16 protein-coding genes are annotated in these 18,522 nt (G+C 55.8%); 5 read left to right on the forward strand and 11 right to left on the reverse strand.

From position 1 onward, the window contains the following. Positions 1-34 precede the first annotated feature (34 nt). The 5 genes from hcp to barA all read right to left on the reverse strand — a co-directional run bounded on the left by hcp (position 35) and on the right by barA (position 6,809). Entirely contained in the window at positions 35-1,684 is a 1,650-nt protein-coding gene (gene hcp, locus ACTG27_RS20765; RefSeq protein WP_439980547.1) for a hydroxylamine reductase, read from the reverse strand. Positions 1,685-1,977: 293 nt separating this feature from the next. Further along, positions 1,978-2,445: a Dps family protein gene (locus ACTG27_RS20770; protein WP_139707517.1), complete on the reverse strand. Its 468-nt coding sequence runs from the start codon at positions 2,443-2,445 to the stop codon at positions 1,978-1,980. A gap of 155 nt (positions 2,446-2,600) precedes the next feature. Next, positions 2,601-3,488: an N-acetylmuramoyl-L-alanine amidase gene (locus ACTG27_RS20775; RefSeq protein ID WP_439980333.1), complete on the reverse strand. Its 888-nt coding sequence runs from the start codon at positions 3,486-3,488 to the stop codon at positions 2,601-2,603. Positions 3,489-3,522: 34 nt separating this feature from the next. Continuing rightward, complete coding sequence (locus tag ACTG27_RS20780; protein WP_005335594.1) at positions 3,523-4,002, reverse strand: DUF1456 family protein; 480 nt, start codon at positions 4,000-4,002, stop codon at positions 3,523-3,525. A gap of 89 nt (positions 4,003-4,091) precedes the next feature. Beyond that, complete coding sequence (barA, locus tag ACTG27_RS20785; RefSeq protein WP_042052370.1) at positions 4,092-6,809, reverse strand: two-component sensor histidine kinase BarA; 2,718 nt, start codon at positions 6,807-6,809, stop codon at positions 4,092-4,094. A gap of 153 nt (positions 6,810-6,962) precedes the next feature. Between barA and rlmD the strand changes: the two genes are divergently transcribed. The 5 genes from rlmD (at position 6,963) to eno (ending at position 14,771) form a co-directional block, all read left to right on the forward strand. Further along, positions 6,963-8,285, forward strand: a complete 1,323-nt coding sequence (gene rlmD, locus ACTG27_RS20790) for a 23S rRNA (uracil(1939)-C(5))-methyltransferase RlmD (protein ID WP_069528883.1) — start codon at positions 6,963-6,965, stop codon at positions 8,283-8,285. A 231-nt stretch (positions 8,286-8,516) separates the two neighbouring features. Continuing rightward, on the forward strand, positions 8,517-10,730 hold the full coding sequence (gene relA, locus ACTG27_RS20795; RefSeq protein ID WP_005335588.1) for a GTP diphosphokinase: 2,214 nt from the start codon (positions 8,517-8,519) through the stop codon (positions 10,728-10,730). A 73-nt stretch (positions 10,731-10,803) separates the two neighbouring features. Next, a complete protein-coding gene (mazG, locus tag ACTG27_RS20800; protein ID WP_421177588.1) occupies positions 10,804-11,601 on the forward strand; it encodes a nucleoside triphosphate pyrophosphohydrolase in 798 nt (265 codons plus the stop codon). A gap of 141 nt (positions 11,602-11,742) precedes the next feature. Continuing rightward, the gene (gene pyrG, locus ACTG27_RS20805; RefSeq protein ID WP_005335584.1) at positions 11,743-13,380 is read left to right on the forward strand and encodes a glutamine hydrolyzing CTP synthase; all 1,638 of its coding nucleotides are present in this window, start codon (positions 11,743-11,745) and stop codon (positions 13,378-13,380) included. 89 nt (positions 13,381-13,469) lie between these two features. Then, positions 13,470-14,771 (forward strand): phosphopyruvate hydratase, encoded by a 1,302-nt coding sequence (eno, locus tag ACTG27_RS20810; RefSeq protein ID WP_005335583.1) that lies wholly within the window; start codon positions 13,470-13,472, stop codon positions 14,769-14,771. A gap of 123 nt (positions 14,772-14,894) precedes the next feature. Here the strand turns inward: eno and ACTG27_RS20815 are convergent, their stop codons facing one another. The 6 genes from ACTG27_RS20815 to ACTG27_RS20840 all read right to left on the reverse strand — a co-directional run bounded on the left by ACTG27_RS20815 (position 14,895) and on the right by ACTG27_RS20840 (position 18,256). Further along, a complete protein-coding gene (locus tag ACTG27_RS20815; protein WP_429035462.1) occupies positions 14,895-15,380 on the reverse strand; it encodes a GNAT family N-acetyltransferase in 486 nt (161 codons plus the stop codon). Between the two features lie 121 nt (positions 15,381-15,501). Then, positions 15,502-15,792 (reverse strand): putative quinol monooxygenase, encoded by a 291-nt coding sequence (locus ACTG27_RS20820; protein WP_429035460.1) that lies wholly within the window; start codon positions 15,790-15,792, stop codon positions 15,502-15,504. Between the two features lie 43 nt (positions 15,793-15,835). Continuing rightward, entirely contained in the window at positions 15,836-16,198 is a 363-nt protein-coding gene (locus ACTG27_RS20825; RefSeq protein WP_139443346.1) for a MerR family transcriptional regulator, read from the reverse strand. A gap of 87 nt (positions 16,199-16,285) precedes the next feature. Beyond that, positions 16,286-16,744 (reverse strand): hypothetical protein, encoded by a 459-nt coding sequence (locus ACTG27_RS20830; RefSeq protein WP_181269195.1) that lies wholly within the window; start codon positions 16,742-16,744, stop codon positions 16,286-16,288. Positions 16,745-16,922: 178 nt separating this feature from the next. Next, positions 16,923-17,756 carry a DUF2806 domain-containing protein gene (locus tag ACTG27_RS20835; protein ID WP_181269194.1) on the reverse strand — a complete coding sequence of 278 codons (834 nt, stop codon included), beginning with the start codon at positions 17,754-17,756 and terminating at the stop codon, positions 16,923-16,925. 131 nt (positions 17,757-17,887) lie between these two features. Continuing rightward, positions 17,888-18,256: a hypothetical protein gene (locus ACTG27_RS20840; RefSeq protein WP_181269193.1), complete on the reverse strand. Its 369-nt coding sequence runs from the start codon at positions 18,254-18,256 to the stop codon at positions 17,888-17,890. Positions 18,257-18,522: the final 266 nt, after the last annotated feature.

Consider the following 18,522-nt stretch of genomic DNA (forward strand, 5'->3'; position numbering starts at 1 on the left):
CGGCTCGCCAAACGCTTACAACATGAGGTGCCGATCAGGCCGCCAGGATCTCGGCCAAGTCAGCCTCGGCCGTGGTGGTCCCTTTCAGGCCAAATTGCTCCTCCAGCACCTTGAGCAGCGCCGGGGTGAGGAAGGCGGGGGCGGTCGGCCCGGTACGAATGTCCTTCACCCCGAGGGAGAGCAGGGTGAGCAGAATGACGATGGCTTTTTGCTCGAACCAGGAGAGCACCAGCGTCAGCGGCAGATCGTTGACCCCGCACTCGAAAGCCTCGGAGAGTGCCAGCGCCAACTGGATGGCGGAATAGGCATCGTTGCACTGACCCACGTCCAGCAGGCGCGGAATGCCGCCGATGTCGCCAAAATCGAGCTTGTTGAACTTGTACTTGCCGCAGCCCAGCGTTAGCAGCAGGCTGTCGCGCGGCGCCGCCTTGGCAAACTCGGTGAAGTAGGCGCGCTCGGCCTTGTCACCGTCACAGCCCCCCACCAGGAAGAAGTGGCTGATCTCTCCGGCTTTGACCTTCTCAATCACCGCGGGGGCGGCCTGCATCAGGGCGTTGCGGGCAAAGCCGATGGTGATGAAGTGCTCGAGCTCGGTGTGCTTGAAGCCTTCCAGCGCTTGGGCCTTGGCGATCACGGTGGAGAAATCATCCCCCTCCAGATGAGTGACGCCCGGCCAGCCGACGATGGAGCGGGTGAAGATACGATCCGAGTAGTTGCCCACATTCGGGTCGATGATGCAGTTGGAGGTCATCACCACGGCGCCCGGGAAGTTGGCAAACTCCTTCTGCTGGTTCTGCCAGGCGGAGCCGTAGTTGCCCACCAGATGGGGGTACTGCTTGAAGAAGGGGTAGGCCAGCGCAGGCAGCATCTCACCGTGGGTGTAGATATGAATGCCGGTCCCCCTGGTCTGCTCCAGAATGAGCTTGAGATCCATCATGTCGTGGCCGGAGACCAGAATGCACTTGCCGGAGATGGGTGTTACGCGTACCTGGGTGGGGTCCGGATGGCCGAAGGCGCTGGTTTCACCGAGATCCAGCATCTCCATGATTTTGAAGTTGAGCTGACCGATCTCCATGGCACAGCTGAACAGCCGACCCATTTCGCTCGGGTCTGTGCTGAGCCAGCTCATGATGCGGTGGAATTCGGTGGCCACCTCGTCACTCTGCTGATCGAGCACCCGGGCGTGCTCCATGTAGGCGGCCGCGCCCTTGAGGCCGTAGAGACAGAGCAGACGCAGCCCCATGATGTCTTCGTTTACCTCGTTCTTGCCCCGATTCGGGGCGGCTGGTGCGGCATGGGCAAGTTGTTCCAGCAGCTCGGCACCTGGCTCGAAGTAAGCGGAGTGTGGCAAGTCGTTGACCTGTACCGCCATCCCGGCCAGTTGCTCGGCCAACTGCTGGCGATAAGCGATGGCCTGATTGACGTAGGCCACGATACGGGCGGAATCGAAGTTGACGTTGGTGAGGGTGGCGAAGAAGGCCTTGGGCACGAAAGCATCGATCTCGCGGTCGATGATGCCCTGCTCGCGGGCAGCCAGCGCCCAGGCGCTGAGCCCCTGCAGGGTATAGATCAGCACATCTTGCAGATCCGAGGTTTCCGCCGTCTTGCCGCACATACCTTGTGCGTAGGCACAGCCGTTGCCTGCCGGGGTACGAATTGTCTGTTCACATTGCACACAAAACATCATGCCTCTCCTAATTGGACATTTCAGTTGTCTGTTTTGTGGCGATTCTATTCCTCTCGCGAAAAACTTAATAGGCATTCAATTTGCCAATTAAGTTTCCCTTGATGCAGATCAAAAACAAAAAAAGCCGCCCAAACAGGGCGGCAAGCGGGTGGATAAAAGGAGAGACAACTCAGGTTTGCAACAGAACATAACAATCAGACGGATTGGGCCGTGGTCTGGCTGGTCAGGTGCTTCCGGCCCGGTACTTACTCAAACAATAATACGTACGCTGTAGTCGGCTTGGTTGACTATCAGGCCAGATAAGCGCGCAGCATCCAGACCAGTTTTTCCTGCTGCTGCACATAGTCGGAGAGGATGGAGGCAGTGCCTTCATCACCGGCTTCGGCGGCCTGACCCAGAATACGGCGCTGGGCGACCAGCAGTTCGCGGAAGCTCTCCTGCAAGGATTCGACACAGGCGCGGCCATCGTGCAGCCCTTTTTGCTCCGGGATGGCAGAGACTTTCAGGTAGTCGCTGAAGCTGTGCATTGGCACGCCATCCAGCGTCAGGATCCGCTCGGCCAGTGCATCGACTTTCAGCAGCAGGTCGTTGTAAATCTCTTCAAATTTCAGGTGCAGTTCGAAGAACTGGTTGCCACGGATATTCCAGTGGAAGCCGCGGACGTTCATGTAGAGGATCTGGTAGCTGGCCAGCAATTTGTTCAACTCGGCTGCCAGGGCTTGTGATTGAGCAGTATCAAGACCAATCGGGCTTTTCATCATTCACCTCCAGATTTGGAAATCGGTTTTAAATTCTCTTTCGGAACGCAGTCAGAGTAACGCCTTGCAAAATGAAGGGACAATTGCTTGTACCTAACTGTTTGATAGCTAACAGCTATCAAACAGTACGCAGCGACGGGGGCAATGGATGAGTATTAGGGGAAGTATTTTTCGAGCAGCGCCATCAGGATGGCCTGACACTCGCGGTCTGGTTTGCTATCGACCTTGCTGGCGCGAAAGTGGAGCTGAAAGGCGCCCATGACGGCGCGGCTCTGCTCATCCCACTGGCCGCTCCGGGGCAGGCCATAGCCATAGCGGGCCAGCTGCTGCTGCCACATGGCCGCATCCCAATCGGGCAAGGGACTGGCCAGTAGCTCGGCCACCCGACCTTCATCTGGCCAGGCGCCGACTCCGTACGTCAGATAGAGCTGGCGCCAGGGGAAGTGGGGGCCGGGATCCTGCTTGCGCTCGGGGGCGACATCGCTGTGGCCCAGCACCTGGGTCGGTGGAATCTGGTAGCGGGCGACCAGCTCCCGACTGAGGGCGCCGACGGCGGCAATCTGCTGCGGGGTATAGGGTTGCCAGCGGCGGACATCGGGGGCCAGCGGCTCATCTTCTGCTGGATAGCCGAGGTTGACGATCTCGATGCCAAGGGAGCTGGCATTGAGCCCGGCATATTGGTGCCAACGGCTGCGTCCGGCATGCCAGGCGCGCGCGCTGTCCGGCACCAGCTGATAGACCGGTAGCGGGGTCTCGTGGCTGTCGCGGGGAATCAGGTAGTGGGCGCTCACCTTGTGCTCCGGCTCGGTCAGCAGGCGCAAGGAGTTGGCATCGTCTTCATCGGTGTAGTGGAGGATCAGAAAGGCGATCCGCTCGTTCTGGTTGGCGCTCTGATAGCGGGTCGAGAGCTGATACTCGGACGGGGTACAGGCGCTCAGCAGCAGAACCAGTGGCAGAAAGAAGAGGGGAAGAAGACAGCGCCAGCGCCATCCCCCTGCCACAGCCAGTCTGCTGAACGTGGGAGGAGTGAGTCGCTGGCACATGTCGAAGGCCCGGTCTGGTCAGTCGCGCGGCTGGTTAGCCGCGGTATTTGGCCGTGAGGCCGATCAGGAAGTTGCGCAGGATCTGATCCCCGCAATCCTGATAGTGCTTGTGATCCTTGGAGCGGAACAGGGCACTGAGCTCGGACTTGGAGAGGTTGAAGTCGGCGAGTTTGAGGGTGCCGAGCATGTCCTCTTCCTTGAAGTTGAGACCGATGCGCAGCTTGCGCAGGATCATGTTGTTGTTGATCCGGTTCGGGATCACCTGGGCCGGTGCATCTTCCCGCACGCCGCGGCGGGCGATGATGAAACCGTCGAGGAACTGGCTCAGGGCCGAGTCGGGACAGGCGACATAGCCTGCCTCTTGCTCTTCACCTTCCGCCGCCTCTTTCATCAACCAGCTGTGCAGCTGGGCGTGAGTGACCGTCAGGTTGCCCTTGGCAAACATCTCGACCATCTGGTCGTTGCTGATGGTGAGGGCGTAGCGCAGACGGCGCAGAATATCGTTGTTGGTCATGCTGACTCCTGTGTAAACGGCGCAACTTTACCATCTGGCGGCCCTCGCGTCAGAAAAAGCGGGGGCCAATACAGTTCAGGTCAAGCTCATCAGGCCTTGCCGAGATAGCGGGGCGCCTCCTGGCGCACCAGTTCCAGCGCATCTTGCAGCTCCAGCAGCTCGGGTTCCAGCTCGCTGACCGGCACGCCGTCACGCAGCTGTTGCTCCAGCTGGGAGAGCAGCCGTTGCAGTCCCGGCACCCCGGAATAGGCACAGCCACCGTTGAGGCGATGGAGCTGGGCCAGCACCTCGCTATCTTCAATTTCGCCAGCCAGTGCGCTATCCAGCACAGGCTCCACCTCGTCGAAACTGGCCAGCAGCATGGTCAGCATCTCTCTGGCGAGATGCTCTTTCCCCGCCGCTTGCCGCACCGCCAGTGCCCAGTCGATCTGTTGGGCACCATTATTCTGGTGGCGGCGATGGGCAAAGTCGGTGATGAGCTGGGCCAGCATGCTCTCGTCGATGGGCTTGGCCAGATAGTCGTCCATCCCCTGCCGGATCAGTCGCTCCCGTTCGCCGGGGATGGCGTGAGCGGTCACCGCCACGATCGGGGTGGTGGTGTTGAGGGACTGGTTGCGGATCGCCTGGGTGGCACTGATGCCATCCATGATTGGCATCTGGATATCCATGAAGATGATGTCGAACGGCTGGCTCTGGGCCTGCTTGACCGCCTCCTTGCCGTTTTTGCACACCACCACCTGACTCACCATCTCCTTGAGCATGGCGGCGATCAGCTTGAGGTTGGCGGCGTTGTCATCCACCGCCAGCACCTTGATTGGCTGCAACTGGCGCGGAGCAGGCTGAGCAGGTAGCTTCTGGCGGCTCGATTCCGGCGAGAGCAGGGCGTGCAGCAGCTTGCGGTGGTTGACCGGTTTGGAAAGACAGTGCTGGGCGCCATGGGCCAGCATAGCTTCATAGAGCGCTGGCTCGTGGCTGCTGAGCAGTACTATGGTGTTCTGCTGCTGGCCGTTCAGTCTGTCGAGACGGCCGAGCACCTGCTGCGGTGTATGCAGGGTGCTGCTGCCGATGATCACCATCTCCTGCTCGCTCATCTCAGGCCAAGGATCATCGCTGGTCAGTGGGTGCACGTCGAGGTGCCACTCCGCCAACAGGGCGAGCAGGGAGGCTTGCGCGAAGGGATCCGGTTCCAGCAGCCAGAGCCGTTTGCCACGGATCCGATCCAGTGGCAGTTGATCGGTCTGGGGCAGGGGCGAGACCTCCACATCCAGACTGAACGAGAAGATAGAGCCCTTGCCGAGCTCCGATTCGAAGCGGATCTGGCCGCCCATCTGCTGCACCAGCTTCTGGGTAATGACGAGGCCCAGGCCCGTGCCGCCATAACGACGGGAGATAGAGGAGTCGGCCTGATTGAAGGCCTGGAACAGCTGATGTTGCTGCTCTTGGGAGATGCCGATGCCGGTATCACGGATCTGGACGTTGAGCCTCACCTTGTGGTTGCCACTGCCGGTCTGCTCGATATGGACATCCACGTTGCCCTGTTCGGTGAACTTGATGGCGTTGCCGGTGAGGTTGGTCAGCACCTGTTGCAGACGCATGGGGTCGCCGGTGAGGTAGTCCGGTACATCGGCATCCACCCGCAGGGATAGCTCCAGCTGCTTGTCGTGGGCGCTGGGGCCGAGCAGGTGCATGGTCTCGTTGAGGGTGTCGCGCAGGCTGAACGGGATATGCTCCAGCTGCAGCTTGCCCGCCTCCAGCTTGGAGAAGTCGAGGATGTCGTTGATGATGCCAAGCAGGTTGCGCGCCGATTTCTCGATAGTCTGCATGTAGTCGGTCTGGCTCGGGGTCAGGCTGGTTTTCAGCAACTGGCGGGTAAAACCGATGACCCCGTTGAGCGGCGTGCGCAGTTCGTGGGACATGTTGGCCAAAAACTCCGACTTGACCCGCGCCGCCTCCTGCGCCCGTTTCTTGGCCATGTCGAGTTCGACGTTCTGGATCTCGATCTGCTCCAGGGTTTCGCGCAGGTCAGAGGTGGCCTGATCGATATTCTGCTGCATCTCTTCGTGATATTCGGAGAGCGCCTTGGCCATGGCGTTGATGCCGTTTTTCAGCATATCCAGCTCGCCGGTGAGTTGGCCGCTGACCCGGGTATCGAGCCGCCCTTCCCTGATCTTGTGCACCGCCTGCACCATGTTGGTGATGGGCTGGGTCACGCTCTTGACCAGCCGGAAGCCAAACAGGGTACTGAAGGCCACCCCGATGAGCACCATGATCACCGCAAAGAAGGTGTCACGATACTGCAGCAGCATGGCCCTGTCGGTCGCCATCTGCATCGAGATGTAGCCGATCATCGGCGGCTCCACATCGCTGGGTAGCGGGAAGCCATCCAGACTGGTTTCAGCCTGGATCGGGGTGCGCAAAATGATGTCGTCCCCCTGAAACGTCACGCTGGTCAGATCCGGAATAGGCTCGCCATCGGGCAGTCTGAGTCGGGTGAAATCCCGGTGATAGTTCGAGGTAACGAACAGCTGGTTGTCCTGGGTGAAGACTGCGATGGACTTGATGAAGGGGGAGTTCTTGCGGTGGGTCAGGCCAATCAGTCGCTTGAGGGATTCGCGGCTGTGCTGGGTCATCCCGTATTCACTGGCGATCGCCAGCGGTTCGATGATGTTGATCCCCTGATCAATGAGGTTGTTTTCCAGCTGCTGGTAGCGGTGGAAGGTGAAGTAACCGGCCATCAGGCCACCGATGATCAGGGTCGGCAGGATGGTGAAGGCGAGAACGCGTGCTCTCAGGCCATATTTGGTCATACGAACAGGCCACCAGTGAACAGGGTTGGCGATAGGGTTGATGGCAATACACGGGCTCTGTGGCCGTATTTGGTCATACTATTATTCTTGTGGGACAATACCCGGCAGCAGATTCCACAATCATGACATAGCCACCTATAGGCACCAAGTTTTATGGCCCAGTTTTTCAAGCCCCAAAAGAAGTCCACCCAGCTCCAACGCATTGAATTTACGATAGACACCCTCGATCACCACTGCGTCGGTATCGGTCGCCATCAGGGCAAGGCGATCTTCGTCGAAGGGGCGCTGCCCGGCGAGACCGTCAAGGCACGCATCACCGAAGAAAAAAAGCAGTACGGTCACGCCGCCTTGCAACAGGTTGTGACCCCGGCGGCCAATCGTATCGCCCCCTTCTGCAGCCACTATCGCGAGTGCGGCGGTTGCAGTGCCCAGCACATGTCGGTTGCCGATCAGCAAGCCGCCAAGGCGGCCGGACTGGTCAGCCTGTTCGAGCGGTTGGGCAACATCAAGGCGCCTGCGCTGGAGCCGGTACTGACCGGTGAAGATCGTGCCTATCGCCGGGTCTGTCGTCTGGCCATCAAATTTGACAAGAACGGTCGCTGCACCCGGGTCGGTTTCCGCCGTCGCAACAGCAACGATCTGGTGGAAATCGAAGGGTGCCCTGTGCTGGCCGAGCCGCTCTCTGCGCTGATTGCCCCGCTGCGTGAGTGCCTCAATCGCCTCAAGAGCCAGCGCGAGCTGGGCCATGCGGAGCTTATCCAGGCCGAGCAGGGGATCATGATGCTGCTGCGTCACACCGGCCGCCCCAATGAGGCGGATCGCGCCCTGCTGGTGGAGTTTGCAAAAGCACAGGGGATCGACCTCTATCTGCAGGCGGCGGATGATCGCATCGAAGCGCTGCAGCAACAATTTTCCCCATCCTACTCGCTGGATGGCCTGTCTCTTGCATTTGCACCCGGTGATTTCATTCAGGTCAACGGCCCCATCAACCAGAGCATGGTTGAGCAGGCGCTGACATGGCTCGGGGCGAGCAAGGATGACAAGGTGCTCGATCTCTTCTGCGGCATCGGCAACTTCACCCTGCCGCTGGCCCGTCAGGCTCGCGAAGTGGTGGGTGTGGAAGGTGAACTGGCCATGGTGCAGCGGGCCGAAGAGAACGCCCGTCGCAACGGCATCACCAATGCCCGTTTCTACAAGGCCGACCTGAGCGATGACATCGTCGGCATGTCCTGGGCGCGGGAAGGGTTCGATCTGGTGCTGCTGGATCCGGCTCGCCCCGGCGCGCTGGAAGTGATGGGACACGTCGTGAAACTTTCACCCAAGCGGGTGGTCTACGTCTCCTGTAACCCGGTCACCCTGGCGCGGGACAGTCAGGTGCTGGTGAAAGGGGGTTACCGTCTGGTGCGCCTCGGCATGCTCGACATGTTCCCTCACACCGGTCATCTGGAGTCCATGGCGCTGTTTGAACGGGAGTAAATGACTCATCGGTACGGCGATGCGGATGTGTAATCTGGCATGTCTGCGGCTGTTTGAGCTTGTGTGATTGGGGTAATCTAGACCCTTGTCGTTCGGCAGGGCCTGTTGGCGCGCTCTATTGTCTTTCTGGACAATATGCCTTGAAAAGTGCGCTGGATATCCCCATTTGAGGCAATCTCATGAGGGGAGAAAGTGACAGCTTTCGGCCCGATAATTTAAAGGATTGATACCATGGTTGCGGTTCGCGATATTCATTTGAAAGACAACTTCACCCTGGAAGAGTGGGTCAGCTCGCTCTCCTTGAGTGACAGTGAAAAGGATCAGCTGCGAACCGTCTACCAGTATTGTTTGACGCTCGGTGACGAGGCGCTGACCAGCAAGCTGCTGGTGCGCGGCATCGAAATGGTGGGCATCCTGCAGATGCTCAGCATGGATATCGGTACCCTCAAGGCCGCCATCATCTACCCCTTCGTCGAAGCCGGTCTCATCAGCCAGGAGCGGATGGACGAGGACTTCGGCTCCAAGATCGCCAAGCTGGTGGAAGGGGTGTTGGAGATGGAGGCCATCCGCTCCCTGCAAACCCTCCATCGCAGCGAAACCTCGCCGGAGCAGGTCGACAACGTGCGTCGCATGTTGCTCGCCATGGTCGAGGATGTGCGCGCCGTGGTGATCAAGCTGGCGGAGCGGATCGCCTGCCTGCGGGAAGCGAAGACGGCAGATGAAGAGACCCGGGTGCTGATGGCCCAGGAGATCACCAACATCTATGCGCCGCTCGCCAACCGTCTGGGCATCGGCCAGCTCAAGTGGGAGCTGGAAGATCTCGCCTTCCGTTATCTGCACCCGGATACCTACAAGCAGATCGCCAAGCAGCTCGACGAGAAGCGGCTCGACCGTGAGCGCTATATCCGCGAGTTTGTGCAATCCCTGCGTAATGGGTTGAAAGAGGCGGGAGTTGACGCCGAGGTGTACGGTCGGCCGAAACACATCTACAGCATCTGGCGCAAGATGCAGAAGAAGCACCTCGAGTTCAACGAGTTGTTCGACGTGCGCGCGGTGCGGGTAGTGACCAAGCGGCTGCAGGATTGCTATGCGGCGCTCGGTATCGTGCATACCCAGTTCCACCACATTCCTCGCGAGTTTGACGACTATGTCGCCAACCCCAAACCCAACGGCTATCAGTCGATCCACACCGTAGTGGTGGGGCCGGAGGGCAAGACGGTCGAGATCCAGATCCGTACCGACCAGATGCATCAGGATGCCGAGCTCGGCGTCGCGGCGCACTGGCGCTACAAGGAAGGGGCACAGGCTGGCGGCAAGGCCAACACCTTCGAAGACAAGATCGAGTGGCTGCGCAAGCTGCTCGCCTGGCAGGAAGATCTCTCCGAGAGCGGCTCCCTGCTGGAAGATCTGCGCAGTCAGGTGTTCGAGGACAGGGTCTACGTCTTCACCCCGAAAGGGGATGTCATCGACCTGCCGGCTGGCGCCACCCCGCTCGATTTTGCCTATCACGTCCACAGCATGATCGGCCACCGCTGCATCGGCGCCAAGATTGACGGCCGCATCGTGCCGTTTACCTATGCGCTGCAGACCGGCGATCAGGTGGAGGTGATCACCCAGAAGGAGCCCAACCCGAGCCGCGACTGGATGAACCCCAACGCCGGCTTCCTGCGCTCCAGCCGGGCGCGGGCCAAGGTAGCGACCTGGTTCAGAAAGCTGGATCGGGACAAGAACATCGTGGCCGGTCGCGAGCTGTTCGAGAAGGAGCTGGATCGTCACAACCTCAGCATGTCCAAGATCGACAAGGGCAACATGCTGCGCCGCTTCAATCTGGAGAGCACCGACGATCTGCTGGCTGGTATCGGCAGCGGCGATATCCGCATCAACCAGGTGCTCAACTATCTCGACACCTGCTACAACAAGCCGACGGCGGAAGAGGAAGATCGCCGCCTGTTGGAGAAGCTGGAGCAGAAGGCCAATGCGCCGATGCGCCACAAGCCCAAAGACCACATAGTGGTGGAAGGGGTCGGCAATTTGATGACCCATATCGCCCGTTGCTGTCAGCCGATCCCTGGGGACTCCATTCAGGGCTTCATCACCATGGGGCGTGGCGTTTCGATCCACCGGGAAGATTGCGAGCAGCTCAAGGAGTTGTCACGTCGCAACCCCGAGCGGCTGATCGATGCGGTGTGGGGGGAGAACTACTCCGGTGGCTACGGCCTCACCATCAGGATCATCTCCAACGATCGCTCCGGCTTGCTGCGCGATATCACTACAGTGCTGGCCAACGAGAAGATCAATGTGATGGGGGTGCGCTCCCGCTCAAACGTGCGCGAGCAGACCGCCGAGATCGATATGGAGCTGGAGATTTACAACATCAACGCCTTCAACCGGGCGTTGGCCAAGCTCAGTCAGCTTAACGATGTGATCAGCGCCAAGCGGCTTTGATATCGAACCGACCGGCCCCAGTGGCCGGTCTGCATTTACGACCCTTTTTGAACGAATTGAAAGCGAATATCCCATGTCTCAACGTTACGATCTGCCCCAACTGCTCGACATCATGGCTCGCCTGCGCGATCCGCAAAACGGCTGCCCCTGGGATCTGAAACAGAACTTCCAGACCATAGTGCCGCACACCTTGGAAGAGGCCTACGAAGTGGCCGATGCCATCGAGACCGAAGATTGGCAGGGGCTGAAAGGGGAGCTGGGTGACCTGCTGTTTCAGGTGGTGTTTTACGCCCAGCTTGGCAAGGAGCAGGGGCTGTTCGACTTCGCCGATATCGTCGATACGGTAAGCGAGAAACTCATTCGCCGTCACCCCCACGTTTTTTCCGATGCAGACCTTGCCAACGAGCAGGCGGTAAAAGCGAACTGGGAAGCGGAAAAAGCCAAAGAGCGGGCGGCCCTCGACAAAGAGAGCGTGCTGGACGATATCCCGCTCTCGCTGCCGGCCCTGACCCGCGCCGCCAAGATCCAGAAGCGCTGTGCCACCGTCGGTTTTGACTGGAAAACTCTGGGGCCGGTGGTGGACAAGATCCACGAGGAGATCGACGAGGTGATGGAAGAGGTGTTGATGGTCGATGTGGACGAGGAGCGGGTGAGCGACGAGCTTGGCGATCTGCTGTTTGCCACCGTCAATCTGGTGCGCCATCTGGGCAAGGATCCGGAGCAGGTGCTGCGGGGCGCCAACGCCAAGTTCGAGCGTCGCTTTCGTCAGGTTGAGCAGATAATCGCCGCAGAAGGGCTGAAAATGAGCGATTGCACCCTCGAAAAGCTTGATGCTGCCTGGGACAAGGCGAAGGAAACCGAGCAAAGTTGATTTGGCGCAAGATGGGGCGGCAAGGAGCCTGATAGATTTTTGCTCATTGTTTGGGAGAGGGGTTTTTGGTATACTGTTTCCCCGTCCTGCTTCATCCCCGAAGCACCCCTTAAAATTCCCTAAACTTCTTTCAGGTTCAGCATGACGACCAAATATATTTTTGTTACTGGTGGCGTTGTTTCATCCCTCGGCAAAGGCATTGCCGCAGCTTCTCTGGCAGCCATTCTGGAAGCCCGTGGTCTGGATGTGACCATCATGAAACTGGACCCCTACATCAACGTGGATCCGGGCACCATGAGCCCGACCCAGCATGGTGAAGTGTTCGTAACCGAGGACGGGGCCGAAACCGATCTGGATTTGGGTCACTACGAGCGTTTCATCCGCACCAAGATGACCCGTCGCAACAACTTTACCACCGGCCGTATCTACGCCGACGTACTGCGTAAAGAGCGTCGTGGTGACTATCTGGGCGCCACCATTCAGGTTATCCCGCACATCACCAACGCCATCAAGGAGCGGGTGATTGCCGGTGCCGAAGGCCATCAGGTTGCCATCGTCGAAGTGGGCGGTACCGTAGGTGACATCGAGTCCCTGCCGTTCCTCGAAGCCATTCGTCAGCTGGCTGCCGAAGTGGGTCGCAACAATGCCATGTTCATGCACCTGACTCTGGTTCCTTACCTGGCCGCTGCCGGTGAAGTGAAGACCAAGCCGACCCAGCACTCCGTCAAGGAGCTGCTCTCCATCGGTATCCAGCCGGATGTGCTGATCTGCCGCTCCGACCGTGCCATTCCGGCCAACGAGCGCGCCAAGATTGCCCTGTTCTGCAACGTGCCCGAGCGCGCCGTCATCTCCATGAAAGACGTCGACTCCATCTACAAGATCCCGGCACTGCTGAAATCCCAGAATCTGGACTCCTACTTCACCGAGCGTTTCGGTCTGGAGTGCAAAGAAGCTGATTTGTCCGAGTGGGAACAGGTTATTTACGAAGAGGCCAACCCGACTGGTGAAGTGACCATCGGTATGGTCGGCAAGTACGTCTCCCTGCCGGACGCTTACAAGTCCGTCAACGAGGCGCTCAAGCACGGTGGTCTCAAGACCCGCCACTCCGTCAACATCAAGTACATCGACTCTCAGGATATCGAGACCCGTGGCGCCGAGCTGCTGGAAGGTCTGGACGCGATCCTGGTGCCGGGTGGCTTCGGTGAGCGCGGTGTGGAAGGCAAAATTTTGGCTGCCCAGTATGCCCGCGAGAACAAGATCCCCTACCTGGGTATCTGCCTCGGCATGCAGGTTGCCATGATCGAATTCGCTCGCAACGTAGCGGGTATGGAAGGGGCTCACTCCTCCGAGTTCAAGAAAGATTGCGCGTACCCGGTCGTCGGCCTCATCACCGAGTGGGTGGATGAAGAAGGCAACGTCGAGACCCGTACCGAGAAGTCCGATCTGGGCGGTACCATGCGTCTGGGTTCCCAGCTCTGCCACCTGGTCGAAGATTCCAAGGTGCGTCAGATGTACGGCAGCCCGACCATTTACGAGCGTCACCGTCACCGTTACGAAGTAAACAACAAGCTGCTGCCGCAGATTGAAGCGGCAGGTCTGAAAGTGACCGGTCTCTCCGCTGACAAGAAGTTGGTGGAAATCATCGAGATCCCGGATCACCCCTGGTTCGTGGCTGCGCAGTTCCACCCGGAGTTCACCTCTACTCCTCGTGATGGCCACGCTCTGTTCGCCGGTTTTGTGAAGGCGGCAGGCGAGTATCAGAAGCGTAATTTGAAGTAATTGAAAATAAATGCGGTTGGGGCACTGTGCCACAGCCGCTTTTTTTGGCATATTTTTGTTGTTTTTTTACGAAACCTGAGGAAATACACATGTCCAAGATCGTTAAAGTGATCGGTCGTGAAATCATCGACTCCCGTGGTAACCCGACCGTTGAGGCCGAAGTTCACCTGGAAGGTGGTTTTGTTGGTATGGCAGCCGCTCCGTCTGGCGCGTCCACCGGTTCCCGCGAAGCGCTGGAACTGCGTGACGGCGACAAGAGCCGTTTCCTGGGTAAAGGCGTGCTGAAAGCCATCGAAGCCGTAAACGGCCCGATCGCTCAAGCTCTGCTGGGTAAAGATGCCAAGGACCAGGCCACCGTTGACCAGATCATGATCGACCTCGACGGTACCGAGAACAAATCCAAGTTCGGCGCCAACGCCATCCTGGCTGTTTCCCTGGCTAACGCCAAAGCTGCCGCTGCTGCCAAAGGCATGCCGCTGTACGCCCACATCGCCGAGCTGAACGGCACCCCGGGTGTTTACTCCATGCCGCTGCCGATGATGAACATCATCAACGGTGGTGAGCACGCCGACAACAACGTCGACATCCAGGAGTTCATGATCCAGCCGGTTGGCGCCAAGACCCTGAAAGAAGCCGTTCGCATGGGCGCAGAAGTGTTCCACAACCTGGCCAAAGTGCTGAAGTCCAAGGGCTACAACACTGCAGTTGGTGACGAAGGTGGTTTCGCTCCGAACCTGAAATCCAACGCCGAAGCGCTGGAAGTTATCGCTGAAGCCGTTGCCGCTGCCGGTTACAAACTGGGCACCGACATCACCCTGGCTATGGACTGCGCTGCTTCCGAGTTCTACGACGCAGAGAAGAAAGAGTACAACCTGAAAGGCGAAGGTCGTGTCTTCACCTCCAACGGTTTCTCCGACTTCCTGGCTGACCTGACCACCAAGTTCCCGATCGTCTCCATCGAAGATGGCCTGGACGAATCTGACTGGGAAGGTTTCGCCTACCAGACTGCTGAACTGGGCAAGAAAATCCAGATCGTGGGTGACGACCTGTTCGTAACCAACACCAAGATCCTGAAGCGCGGTATCGACAACGGCATCGCCAACTCCATCCTGATCAAGTTCAACCAGATCGGTTCCCTGACCGAAACTCTGGCTGCCATCAAGATGGCCAAAGACGCTGGCTACACTGCCGTCATCTCCCACCGCTCCGGTGAGACCGAAGACGCGACCATCGCCGACCTGGCTGTTGGTACCGCTGCTGGCCAGATCAAGACCGGTTCCATGAGCCGTTCTGACCGTGTTGCCAAGTACAACCAGCTGATCCGTATCGAAGAAGCTCTGGGTGCCAAAGCTCCTTTCCGCGGTCTGAAAGAAGTTAAAAACCAGGCTTAATTTGCTGGTTTGCCAGCTTCGGCTGGAATGAAAAAAACCGGAACCCTTGGGTTCCGGTTTTTTTATGCCTGATCCTTGCCACAACGGCCTGAGAGGCGAGGGCGTTGTGCCTCTGGTGTCGGGTCAGACAAAAGGCAGCATGCGCTGATAGCGCCCTGCATGCGCCTTGAAGCCCAGCTTTTCAAACAGGGCGATAGAGCGGACGTTATCTGCATCGATATCTGCGGTGAGGCAGGTGACTCCCAGTGTGCTGGCGTGGGCGAACAGCAATCCCAGCGCCTCCGACATAAACCCTCTGCGCCAATAGGCCGCATTGAGCAGGCAGCCCACCTCGCAGCAGCGGCCCGCCTCGCTGAAACTGTGCAGGCCGCAGGTGCCGATCACCTTATTGCCCTCCCGCTCGACAATCGCCCACTCCAGCGACTTCCCCGTGTGCTCCAGCCGCACCACGCTCGCCATCATCTGCACCACCATGGCGGGAGAGGTAAAGCAGGGATCAGAGGCAAACTCCATGGTCAGCGGATTGCTATAAATCTCGAACAGATCGGCAGCATCCTGCGGGCCAATGGTGCGCAGCACAATCCGTCTGCCGGTTAAGTCAGGCTTCATTTATCTCCTTGGCGCATTCGCCAAACAGTGATTGGCTGTGATTGCAAATGGAGTCAGACACCGACTGGTGGCCGTCGGTGTCTGGTGATAATTAGACCTGAGCAAACAGGATATGAACGAGTTAGAGCACATCCGTCACAAAGTACTGCACCACCTCTGTCAAGTCATGCCTCAGATACTCTTGCGTGTGAGGTTGCTCAAAATGATATTTGAAATCATCTTCGCTGTTAAACCTTTCCCACAGCAAGAGACGGCTCTTATCATCTAAACATTGATGAAGTGTGAAAATAGAGCAACCAGGCTCTTTTAGAGTCTCTTCGCAAAGTTCTTTCAAGTGTTGGCGAGCTTTATCGATGTTTTCAGGAACTTTGACCTTTAGCTCGGCAGTAATGTAATAACCGGGATTAAACATAAATGACTCCTTACTGTGGAATCTGTACGCTAATCCCTCGAGTTCACTCTAGGTCAAGCATTTTTTGGTCGTAGGCATCTATTTTGTAAAGCACAATATTCAGTTCACCATTGAGTCTTGCTATCTCTTGTTCAAGGTTGGTTTTATGAGCGACAAGCAAAGACTTTCTTTCTGACAAGGTTGTAGAGCCGGCTTGGCGTAGCTTGGCAAATGACTTTATTTCCGCTAGCGGCATTCCGGTAGACTTTAAACGTTTAATCCAGGTTAGCCATTCAATATCTGTTTTATCGAAAATACGTTGGCCGGATTCATTTCTACGGATATTCAGTAATAGCCCTTCTTTCTCATAATATCTCAGTGTATGAATGGAAATATTTGTCATCTCTGCGACTTCAGAAATCTTCATGATATCTCCATGAAATTTTTTATGAGGTTAAACGTCGGAATGATAAGAAGTCTTGGAATTAACTCCAAAATATAAAAGTGGAGTTGGTTACGCATTATTTTTAAGTGCTTTGCTACTTTGTAGTCTGGCATCTATTTTATTCGAAAAATCTGAGAAGCCATCCAGGTCAAAAGGGGCGTAAATTTTCTTGCGACTGTTAGTACGAATGACCATGCAATCAACTATGAGTAATTTCCCCATACTCACACCGATCATCTCTGTATAGGGTATGGATACTTTCTGGAAAAAGCGGTTTCTACCTACCACATCCTCGCTCCTCAATTCGACGGAAAACAATCTGGAGGCTTGAGCCATTGCGAACAATACAACGAAGGATGTTAGAAGGATTTTTAAATATTGGTAAAAGAGCCAAGAGCCCAACTCCATGTCGAGTTGGGTTTTGTATGTACTGAGCGCAACAAACCCGGCAAAAATCAAAGTGATAAATATAAAGAACCGCTTGCTCATGGAGAGTAATGGTTGTTTCCAATTTAATGAATATTTCATTGTTTATTCCAGCTGGATAAAAATAACGTCCGCTTAATCAGTGAATGGCAGAGGATCCCCACCTCGTCAGGAACGTTTGCTATAGCGATAGTGGATTTTTCGGCCGGTTTATTCGCAATTGTCCGAATACGCTTCGCTATTCTAATCTACTGGCAATATAACTCTCAATTATAAATATTTACTCTAACATTTTTACTTTACGAGCCATCAACTGCGATCTGCTTAACAAGATCTCGTAGTATTTTTCACATGGCTTAATGTCAATGAAGCGATAGAGCTCTCGTCCAGCTTTAGTTAGAAACTCAGTGCGATTTTCACGATGTCCATTCAACGTCATTGCAAACCTATAGCTACCATATTCGATTAGATAACGCTCATTCTTGGTAAAATGGAATTGTTGCTGAGGTTGTATCAAACCAAGGTCTTGAAGATGGCGAATATCAGACTCTCTTATTCCGCTGTTTTCGATATGTTTGTTAAGTGATGAGTATTTAAAACGCAATAACTCACCGTTAACATGAAAAAGAAACTGACAGTAACGATTAAATAAATTTATATCATTGTTGCTTAGAGATTGCAGGACAAGCAATGTAGCTCTACTGCACGCTTCTGGTTCCAAAACCTCACCCGCAAGTATTTTAGCCCAAAGATTTTGGACATTTTCTATAGAAACATCTTGGCATTTATCAAAATAGAACGACAACCAATCAGCATCTAATGCTACACCATCAGCAATATCATTATTATCAAGGTAGCTAATTGATTTGTCGACAATGCCTTCGATATTTTCTTGTCGACGCGTCTCTTGTGTTGAAATCCGTCGAGCAGCCCTAATAGAAAGTGCATCAGACTCTGCTTTAGCCATAATAACGAGTGAATCAGATTCAGCTATAGCTTTTCGGCGAATTCTTGTCGGCTCATATAAAACACCAATTGTGTTACTGATCGCATCAATCAACTTACATGCAGGTTCAGATAGAGCTTTTAAATCAATAAGACTTGTTTCTGTCATTATTACTACCACCAAGTATCGATTATCTAGTATTTATAATGTCATTGTTCAGCTGCGTCATTTTTTAGCTAAGTGGAGAAGAGTGTGTCCGGAGTAGGTCCTTCAAGGCCGGAACGAACTGAAATTTCTGGTTATGAGTTTTGCTGGCGGCTAAACAATTTGTCCCAAAAGCCTTTTTTCTCGTGCTTCATCGCATCTTCGATGAAATCTATGTTGGGTTTGCGTCTATCGGACTCTTCTATCAGATCCATCACCACATTGCCGGAGCTTGTATAGGTGGTGAGATGGTACTGGTCTGTTTCGTAGCACTGGCCGAATAGATCTTTGAAGATATCCTTCCAGACCGAGTAATACTTCATGCATTGCTTCTCAGTACCGAACATCACCCCGTAGTTTCCAACGACAAGCGCATGGGTTATCTGCTTACGCTTCCCATTTTCATCTTTCGCTTTGGCTATCTGCTCTGCATCCAGCGCCACTAATACGAGGTCATCTTTCATAGGAGATCCATAGATTCATAACAGTGATTAGATAGAAGGTGGTACTAACACATTAATACCACCTTCTATCTAACTCCACTCCTGCCCGATATGACACTCCGCAAATTATATTTTAAATCAATTGGTTAAGTCCCTGCCTCTGAAGCTGGTCGTATTCGATGGACCTCTTCTTTTTACACAACAATTGCGACTGTATAGAAAATCAGTATGACGTTAGTCATGGCAAGCGTTGACATGGCTACCGCCCCTGAATTTCAGCCTCCAGT

Source organism: Aeromonas sp. 97A (assembly GCF_051919185.1).
GTDB lineage: Bacteria > Pseudomonadota > Gammaproteobacteria > Enterobacterales > Aeromonadaceae > Aeromonas > Aeromonas veronii.